The sequence below is a fragment of the Streptomyces sp. YIM 98790 genome (genome assembly GCF_011421595.1).
Lineage (GTDB): Bacteria > Actinomycetota > Actinomycetes > Streptomycetales > Streptomycetaceae > Streptomyces.
In genome coordinates, this window is record NZ_WTLH01000041.1 from 26,423 (window position 1) to 35,558 (window position 9,136).

Here is a 9,136-nt window from a genome sequence, read left to right on the forward strand (position 1 = left end):
CGCATGCCCGAGCACAGAAGGTAGGACCACACCATGGCGCTCCCCCAGCCGACGGGCCGCACGTCCCCAGCGGCTACCGGATCCGGGAGGCCGGCCGGCAGACCCCCTGCGGAGTGCAGTCGGCCGTGCGGAGCAGGCGCCGGGGCATGACGGACGGGGTGCACGGTGGCCGAGCACACGGCAGGTCCCCCGACAGGCGGCGGTGACGGCGAAGGCGGCGCCGACCCGGGCGAAGCGCTGGACCGCCCGCTCCCGGAACAGGTACGGCACAAGGTGGTGGCCGCGGCCGGCGATGCGTTCGCGGCCCTGACCATCGCGGAACTTCCCCCACCGCTGCGGCAGTACGCGCGTTTCACCCCTTCCCGGCGGCTGAAGTTCGGGGCCACCGCGATCGCGGCGGCCCTGGAGAGCGACGCCGTCTTCCGGCAGCGGGTCGCCGCCCGGATGCGCGCCGCCCAGCCCGAACTGGCCGAGGCCCTGGAGCACGGCGCGCCGCCGCCCGCCGCCGACCCGGTGGACGTGGCCGCCGCCGCCTATCTGCTGCGCCCGCCCGGCTGGACCAAGCTGGTCGCCGAGGCCGGCGAGACGGCCCGGCGGCAGCAGGAACGCCAGGAGGAGGAAGAGCGGGAGCGGGAGCTGGCCCGGCTGCGCGAGGAACTGGCCCAGCTGCGCGCCGCCACCCGGAAGGAGACCGAGCGCATGCGTCATGAGCTCGACGCGGCGCGGCGGGAGAACGACGGGCTGCACCGCCGGCTGCGCAGCGCGCAGAGCGATGTGCGGCGCGGTGAGGCCGCGGTGCGCAAGCTGCGCGCCGAGCTGGAGGCGGTGCGCGCCGAGGCTGCCGCGGCCGCCTCGGCGGCGGACGGCGAACTGCGCCGGCAGCGCTCCCGGCTGGCCGAGGCGGAGGCCGCCCTGGAGGCCGGCCGGCGGGCCGCCCGGGAGGGGCGCAGCGTGGCCGACATGCGGCTGCGGCTGCTGCTGGACACCATGCTGGACGCGGCCCAGGGGCTGCGCCGGGAACTGGCCCTGCCGCCGGTGGAACTGCGCCCGGCCGAGACCGTGGAGGCCGTGGAGCCGGGCGGGGTGACCCCGCACGACGTCTCCCTGCGGGCACTGGCCGAGGACGATCCGGCGCTGCTGGACCAGCTGCTGGCGCTGCCGCAGACCCATGTGGTCGTGGACGGCTACAACGTCACCAAGACCGGCTATCCCACGCTGCCGCTGGAGAAGCAGCGGCTGCGGCTGCTGGGCGGGCTGGCGGTGCTGGCCGCCCAGACCGGCGCCGAGATGACCTGTGTGTTCGACGGCGCCGCGCTGGACGCGCCGGTCCTGCTGGCGCCGCCGCGCGGGGTGCGGGTGCTGTTCAGCAAGCCCGGCCAGACGGCGGACGAGCTGATCCGGCGGCTGGTGCGGGCCGAGCCCCCGGGACGGCCGGTGGTGGTGGTCTCGGCGGACCGCGAGGTGGCCGAGGGGGTGGCCCGGGCGGGCGCCCGGCCGGTCGCCTCGACCATGCTTCTCAAACGTCTCGCCCGCACCTGATACCGAGCCGATACCGGGCCGAGCCCGAGTCGATTCCGCGGCGGCGGCCTCGGGCCGTCCCGCCGGGCGATGTGCGCCCTCCGTCCCCTATGCCCGGTATGGCACCAACGCTCTGGAATCGCACTGACGTTGGGGTTCCTCCTCCACGGAGAGTGTGATAGACGTAGCGCGGAGTGCGAAGTAAGTAAAAAAACCCCGCCGGGATTTGAACCTGGGAGAAGCCCGTCGCTAGGGTCTGGCATCGAACCTTCACGCGGTGGATCACCCAATGGGGGTGACCGTGAAGGACCGCCTGACCCGTGGCTCGTCGCGCGGGGCCGGAGTCATTCGGCAGGCGGCTGAGGAAGAAGGAGATCGCCCCAGTGGCGTCCCATCGTCGTCCCAAACAGCCCAGCCGCGCACGTGTGACCATCTTCGGCGCCACTGCGGCTGCCACCGTGGCCCTCACCGCCCAGTCCGCGCAGGCCGATCCGAAGCCGACCAAGGACGAGGTCAAGGAGCGGGTCGACGAACTCCACGAGGAAGCCGCGGAGATCACCGACGAGTACAACGGTGCCGTGGAGGCGGAGGAGGAGCTGGAGGAGTCCGTCGAGGAACTCCAGGACTCCGTCGCCCGCGGGCAGCAGGAGCTGAACGAGCTCCGCGCCGGACTCGGCTCCGTGGCCGCCGCCCAGTACCGCAACGGCGGACTGGCGCCCTCCATGCAGCTTTTCCTCTCCTCGGACCCCGACGGCTATCTGGACCAGGCCTCCGCGCTCGACCAGGTCACCGCCAAGCAGACCGAGGCCCTCCGGCAGATCGAGTCCAAGCAGCGCATCCTCGAACAGCAGCGCGAAGAGGCCGGCAGGCAGCTTGAGACGCTGGAGGAGACCCGCGAGCAGATCAAGGAGAAGAAGGAGCAGATCCAGGGCAAGCTGAGCGAGGCCCAGGAGCTGCTCAACAAGCTCACCGAGGAGGAGCGCCAGGAGCTGGCGGCGGCCGAGGCCGCCCGCCAGGCGGCGGCAGCCGCCGAGGCCGAGCGCGCCTCCCGCAGCGAGGAACGCGCCGACATCTCCGTGGACGCCGGCAGCGCCTCCTCACGGGCCATGGCCGCGCTCTCCGCCGCCCAGTCCAAGCTCGGCTCGCCCTACGTCTACGGCTCGGCCGGCCCCAGCACCTTCGACTGTTCGGGCCTGACCTCCTGGGCCTACGCGCAGGCCGGCATCTCGCTGCCGCGCACCTCGCAGTCCCAGGCCGGCGCCGGCACCCGGATCTACTCGGCGAGCGACCTCCAGCCGGGCGACCTGGTGCTCTACTACAGCGGTCTGAGCCACATCGGGATGTACGTGGGCAACGGCCAGATCATCCACGCGCCGCGGACCGGCAGCACCGTGAGCTACACCGGGGTGCACTCCATGCCCTTCCAGTTCGGGGTCCGCGTCGCCTGACGCCCCGCGGCCCGCTGTCCGCCCGGCCGCCGGTGCGCCCCTGCGCGCTGGGCCGTCCGGGTGAATGGCGGCGGCCTTCCGGCCGCCGTCCCGTGCGCCCCGGGCTTACCGGCTGACCTGCGGCTCTCCGGCAATCCACCGGTGCGGCCGCCGCGCCGCACCGGACCGCCCCGGCCACTGCGGAACGTCGCCGCACCGCTACATTCTGCTCCGCTTCCGGTTCTGTCCGAAGGGAGCGGATTCAGCAGTGCCCTCGCACCCCGCGCATGCCGCACACCACGTGCACCTCGCGCCCGCCACGTCCGCCGCGCCCCGCACACCGCCCCGGACCGTGCCCCGAAGACCCCTGCCGCCGCGCGGACTCGTGCTGTGCGCGGCCGGCGCGGCGCTGGTCGCCGGGCTGGTGCCCGCGCCGCCGGCGGCGGCCGAGCCGCTGGACGAGCTGGTGGCCGAGGCGGAGCGTGCGGTGGAGGCCTACAACGCGCTCCAGGAACGGGTCGACGAACTCGGCACCGAGGTCGAACGGCACCAGGACCGGGTGGCGCGCGGCCAGGCCGAGGTGAACGCCAGGCGCGGCGAGGCGGGTGCCCTGGCCGCCGCCCAGTACCGCTCCGGAGGGCTGGACCCCTCCCTGGTGCTGCTGCTCTCCGGCGACCCGGAGGGCTATCTGGCCCGCGCCGAGACCCTGGACCGGGTCACCGCCCGGCAGACCGAGGGGCTGCGTGAACTCCACACCGCCCACCTGACGCTGGACCGGCGCCGCGCCGAGGCCGCCCGGGCGCTGGAGGAGCTGGCGTCGCAGCGCACCGAACTGGCCCGCCGCAAGACCGAGGCCCAGCGCAAGCTGGAGGCGGCCCGCGAGGCGTACCGGCAGCTGGCCCGGCAGGAGCGGGCCGACCGCGACGGCCACCGCGAGCAGCCCGTGCGGCCCGCCGCCGAGGCGGCCCCCACGGCCCGTGCGGAGGCCGCCGTGGCGGCCGCCCGCAGGGCCGTCGGACGGCCCTACGCATGGGGCCAGAACGGGCCCTGGGGCTTCGACTGCTCGGGCCTGACCCAGTGGGCCTGGGCGCAGGCCCAAGTGGCCCTGCCGCGCACCTCGCAGGCCCAGGCGGGGGCCGGCCGGCGGGTGCCGGCGGACCGGATCCGGCCGGGGGATCTGGTGGTCTACCGCGACGACGCCAGCCATGTCGCCCTCTACGCCGGGGACGGCCAGGTGATCCACGCCCCCTACCCCGGCGCGGTGGTCCGCCCCGACCCGGTCGGGATGATGCCGGTGACCGCCGTCGTCCGCCCCTGAACCGGGCCCGCTGCGGGACCCCGCGGCCCCCCTGCCCGGACCCCGCGCGGGCGCGTTCCGGACGCGTTCCGGACGCGTTCCGGACGCATTCCGGACGCGGCCGGGGCGCGGGCAGGACGTGCCGCGGCGGACGGCGGCGCGGGGGGCGGGGTGCGCTGACCAGGGTGCCGGCGCGGGCCGATACAGTTCCGGGTGATGCACAAGACCCTGCTCGTCACCAATGATTTCCCGCCCCGGCCGGGCGGCATCCAGGCATTCCTGCACAGCATGGCCCTGCGGCTTGATCCCGCCGATGTCGTCGTCTACGCCTCCACCTGGAAGCGCGACCGGGAAGGCCTGGAGGCCACCGCGGCGTTCGACGCCGAGCAGCCGTTCACCGTGGTGCGGGACCGCACCACCATGCTGCTGCCCACCCGCCGGGTCACCCGCCGGGCCTGTGAGCTGCTTCGTGAACACGGCTGCCGCTCCGTCTGGTTCGGTGCCGCGGCGCCGCTCGGCCTGATGGCCCCCGCGCTGCGCAGGGCCGGTGCCCGCCGGCTGGTCGCCACCACGCACGGCCACGAGGCCGGCTGGGCCCAGCTCCCGGCCGCCCGGCAGCTGCTGCGCCGCATCGGCGAGGCCACCGACACCCTGACCTACCTCGGCGAGTACACCCGCTCCCGGATCGCCCCGGCGGTCGGTCCCGAGGCCGCCGGCCGCATGGTGCAGCTCCCCCCGGGGGTCGACGAGAAGACCTTCCACCCCGGCTCCGGCGGTACCGAGCTGCGCGCCGCACTGGGGCTGGCCGACCGCCCGGTGGTGGTCTGCGTCTCCCGTCTGGTGCGGCGCAAGGGGCAGGACACCCTCATCAGGGCCATGCCGCGGATCCTGGCAGCCCAGCCGGAGACGGTCCTGCTGATAGTCGGCGGCGGCCCCTGCCGCAAGGAGCTGGAGCGGCTCGCCGGGCGGCTGGGGGTGGCGGGCTCGGTGCGGTTCACCGGCCCGGTCGCCTGGTCCGAGCTGCCCGCCCACTTCGGCGCCGGGGACGTCTTCGCCATGCCCTGCCGCACCCGCCGCGGCGGCCTGGACGTGGAGGGCCTCGGCATCGTCTATCTGGAGGCGTCCGCCACCGGTCTGCCCGTGGTGGCCGGGGACTCCGGCGGCGCCCCGGACGCCGTGCTGGACGGCGAGACGGGCTGGGTGGTGCGCGGTGGCGCGGAGACCGCGGCCGAGGAGACCGCGGAGCGTCTCGTCACCCTGCTCGGGGACACGGATCTGCGCCGCCGGATGGGCGAGCGTGGGCGCGGCTGGGTCGAGCAGCGCTGGCGCTGGGACCTGCTGGCCGAGCGCCTGCGCGACCTGCTCTAGCGCGGTGCGCGGCCGGGACGGCCGAGCCGGACGGCGGCCTCCCGGCGGCTCACGCGCCGTAGATCTCGTCGATCACCCGGGCGTAGTCCTTGAGCACCACGTGCCGTTTCAGCTTCATCGACGGCGTCAGGTGGCCGGAGTCCTCGGAGAACTGCACCGGGAGCACGCGGAACGCGCGCACCGACTCGGCGCGGGAGACCTCGGCGTTGCCGCTGTCCACCGCCTCCTGCACGGCGGCCAGCACCTCGGGATCGGCCAGCAGCTCCTCGTGCGGCAGCCCTTCCTTGCCGTGCCCGGCCGCCCACCGCCCCAGGAACTCCTCGTCCAGGGTGATCAGCGCCGCCACGAACGGCCGCCCGTCGCCCACCACCATGCACTCCGAGATCAGCGCGTGGGCCCGGACGCGGTCCTCGATCACCGCCGGGGCGACGTTCTTGCCGCCCGCCGTGACGATGATCTCCTTCTTCCGCCCGGTGAGGGAGAGATAGCCGTCCTCGTCCAGCGAGCCCAGGTCTCCGGTGTGGTACCAGCCGTCCTTCATGGCCTCGGCGGTGGCCGCCTCGTTCTGCCAGTACCCGGAGAACAGGTGCTCGCCGCGCAGCAGCACCTCGCCGTCCTCGGCGATCGCCACCGAGCTGCCGGGCAGCGGACGCCCCACCGTGCCGATCCGCGGCGCGTCCCACGGATTGAAGGCGGTCGGTGCGCAGGACTCGGTCAGGCCGTAGCCCTCCAGGACGGTGAAGCCGATGCCCCGGTAGAAGTGGCCCAGCCGCTCGCCCAGCGCCGCTCCGCCGGAGATGGCGTGCGTGGCACGGCCGCCCAGCACGGCCCGCAGCTTGCGGTACACCAGCCGGTCGAACAGCGCGTGCTTCAGCCGCAGGCCCAGCGGCACCCCGCCCGGCGCGTCCAGCGCCCGGCTGTAGGCGGTGGCGGTGTCGGCGGCCCGGTCGAAGATCCCGCCCCGGCCGCCCTCCCGGGCCTTGGCCCGCGCCGAGTTGTACACCTTCTCGAACACCCGGGGCACGCCGAGCAGGGTGGTGGGCCGGAACGAACCCAGGTCGTCGGTGAGGGTCCTGATGTCGCCCGCATGCCCCATCCGGATCGGGGCCGCCACGCAGGCCACCTGCACCAGCCGGGCGAAGACGTGCGCCAGCGGCAGGAAGAGCAGCACCGAGCTGCGCCCGGTGCGGAACAGCGGCTCCAGGGCACGCACCACGTTGCCGGCGTCGGCCAGGAAGGCGCGGTGGCTGAGCATGCAGCCCTTGGGGCGGCCGGTGGTGCCCGAGGTGTAGATGATGGTGGCGGTGGAGTCCGGGCCCAGGGTGTCCCGGCGGCGCTCCAGGGTCTCGTCCGTGATCCCCGCGCCGGCCGCGGTCAGCGTCTCGACCGCACCCGTGCCGCCGTCCCTGCCACTGTCCTTGCCGCCGTCCTTGCCGCCGCGGTCGCCGCCGGTGGCCTCGTCGATGGTCCACAGCCGGGTGCAGGCGGGCACCCGGTCGCGCACCGACTCGACGATGGCCCGGTGCGCCGGGAGCTCCGTCACGCAGCCGACCGCGCCGGAGTCGGCGAGGATCCAGGCGACCTGCTCGGCGGAGCTGGTCTCGTAGACGGGGACGGTGACCGCGCCCGCGTACCAGATGGCGAAGTCGAGCAGCGTCCACTCGTAGCGGGTGCGGGACATCAGCGCGATCCGCTCGCCCGGCTCCACCCCGGAGGCGATCAGGCCCTTGGCCACCGCCCGGACCTGGTCGCGGAACCCGGTGGCGGTGACGTCCGCCCAGCCGCCGTCCGTGCGGCGGGCCATCACCGGCTCGGACGGGTGACGGACGGCGTTGTGGTCCAGCAGCAGCGGCAGACTGGCCCCGTCCGGGACCTCGTACAGGGCGGGCAGGCCGAACTCGCGCACTACTGCTCCTCCTCGGCGCCGTCGCAGGGGCCGCTGCGGGCCGGCCGCCGTCGGCTGGGACTCCGGCGGGCCGTGGGATCCCGCCGCAAACGCGCCCGACGTTACCCACGAGTAGTCACTCATGGACAGGGCTCACCCGGAATTGTTCACCGGGTCACATCACGGGCCGCGGCCGGGCACACCCCGGCGGGCACCGCTCGAAGCGTACTCCAGCCGCCGGCGGGCGCCGGCCGCCTTCCGCGGCACCTCCGGTGGGCGGACGGCCCCCGCCCGCGCGGTAGCCTTCCCCCCGGTGGCAGCGGTGACGGAACGCATAAGGAGCCTCCAGCCATGGCGGAGCACACCAGGTCGAGCATCACCATCGCGGCATCGCCGGAGGCGGTGATGGCGGTGATCGCGGACTTCGCCCGCTACCCGGAGTGGACCGGTGAGGTCAAGGAGGCCGAGGTGCTCTCCGCGGACAGCAGGGGACGGGCGGAGCAGGTCCGGCTGCTGCTGGACGCCGGTGCGATCAAGGACGAGCACACCCTGGCGTACCAGTGGTCCGGCTCCCGCGAGGTCCGCTGGTCGCTGGTGAAGTCCAGGATGCTGCGCACCCTGGACGGCTCCTACCGGCTGGTCCCGGCATCGGGCGGCCGGCACACCGAGGTGACCTACCAGCTCACCGTGGACGTCAAGATCCCGATGCTGGGCACGTTCAAGCGCAAGGCCGAGAAGGTGATCATCGACCGGGCGCTGGACGGGCTGAAGAAGCGGGTGGAGGGCCGGGCCGCGGGCGGCGGAGCGGGCGGCGGTGTGGGCGTGGAGAGCGGCGGCACGTGATACCGGCGGCCCCGCCGGCGCCGGGGAGCGGGACGACAGGCGCCGCGCGCACGCTGCTGGTCACCGGGCCCGGCGGAGCGGGGACCACGACGGTGGCCGCGGCCACGGCCCTGGCACAGGCCGCCGCCACCGGGCGGGACACGCTGCTGCTGACCGCCGAGCCGCGGGCCCGTCTCGCCGCGCTGCTGGACACCGGCCCGCTGCCGGCCTGGCCGGCAGCGCCCCCGGTGCGGATCGGCCCGCACTGCTGGGCGGCGCGGCTGGACACCGCCGAGCGCACCCGGGCGGCGGCCGCCGCGGTGCGGGGGGAGGCCGCCGGGCTGCTGGACGCGCTGGGGGCCGAGCCGCTCGACGAGGACGAGACTCCGGACCTCCCCGGCACCCGGCCTCTGGCGCTTCTCCAGGCCCTGCACGCCCTGACCGCCCCGCACGCCCTGACCGCCGGCGGGCCGGATGCCGTGCGGACGGGCTCGGGTGCTGCGGGGGAGGAGGCCGCGGCGCCCGGCGCCGCGCCGTCCGGCGGCTTCGCCCCGGAGCCGGAAGCGGCATCCGGGTCCCCCGCCGAGGGGGAGCGCTCCGGCGGCGGGAGGGGCGCGGCCGTGCCCTCCCGCGGTGCGGGGTGGCGCTGTGTGGTGGTGGACATGGGGGTGTGGGAGGACGCCCTCCGCACGATCGGGCTGCCGGAGGAGCTGGCACTGCTGGCGGAGCGGGTGCGGCCGGCCGCCCCGGACGCCGCCGGCGGGTCCTGGCGGCCGCTGCTGGCGCAGCTGGCCGGGCTGCCGCGGGTGTCCGCCCGGC

6 protein-coding genes and 1 pseudogene are annotated in these 9,136 nt (G+C 75.3%); 6 read left to right on the top strand and 1 reads right to left on the bottom strand.

Going from position 1 to position 9,136, the window contains the following annotated elements; all coding sequences use genetic code 11:
• Window positions 1-165 precede the first annotated feature (165 nt).
• The 4 genes from GQS09_RS10040 (at window position 166) to GQS09_RS10055 (ending at window position 5,610) form a co-directional block, all read left to right on the top strand.
• Window positions 166-1,539 carry an NYN domain-containing protein gene (locus GQS09_RS10040; RefSeq protein ID WP_165985658.1) on the top strand — a complete coding sequence of 458 codons (1,374 nt, stop codon included), beginning with the start codon at window positions 166-168 and terminating at the stop codon, window positions 1,537-1,539.
• Window positions 1,540-1,901: 362 nt separating this feature from the next.
• Complete coding sequence (locus tag GQS09_RS10045) at window positions 1,902-2,966, top strand: NlpC/P60 family protein (protein ID WP_165985659.1); 1,065 nt, start codon at window positions 1,902-1,904, stop codon at window positions 2,964-2,966.
• Between the two features lie 331 nt (window positions 2,967-3,297).
• A complete protein-coding gene (locus GQS09_RS10050) occupies window positions 3,298-4,263 on the top strand; it encodes an NlpC/P60 family protein (RefSeq protein WP_313896068.1) in 966 nt (321 codons plus the stop codon).
• A 195-nt stretch (window positions 4,264-4,458) separates the two neighbouring features.
• Window positions 4,459-5,610 carry a glycosyltransferase family 4 protein gene (locus GQS09_RS10055; protein WP_165985661.1) on the top strand — a complete coding sequence of 384 codons (1,152 nt, stop codon included), beginning with the start codon at window positions 4,459-4,461 and terminating at the stop codon, window positions 5,608-5,610.
• Between the two features lie 49 nt (window positions 5,611-5,659).
• Here GQS09_RS10055 and GQS09_RS10060 read toward each other — a convergent pair whose 3' ends face one another.
• Complete coding sequence (locus GQS09_RS10060) at window positions 5,660-7,516, bottom strand: long-chain fatty acid--CoA ligase (protein WP_165985662.1); 1,857 nt, start codon at window positions 7,514-7,516, stop codon at window positions 5,660-5,662.
• 330 nt (window positions 7,517-7,846) lie between these two features.
• Here GQS09_RS10060 and GQS09_RS10065 point away from each other — a divergent pair, with 330 nt between their 5' ends.
• Together GQS09_RS10065 and GQS09_RS10070 are read left to right on the top strand one after the other, a co-directional pair.
• Window positions 7,847-8,338 (top strand): SRPBCC family protein, encoded by a 492-nt coding sequence (locus tag GQS09_RS10065; protein WP_165985663.1) that lies wholly within the window; start codon window positions 7,847-7,849, stop codon window positions 8,336-8,338.
• Between the two features lie 92 nt (window positions 8,339-8,430).
• Window positions 8,431-9,136, top strand: a pseudogene (locus GQS09_RS10070) (hypothetical protein); the annotation flags it as partial.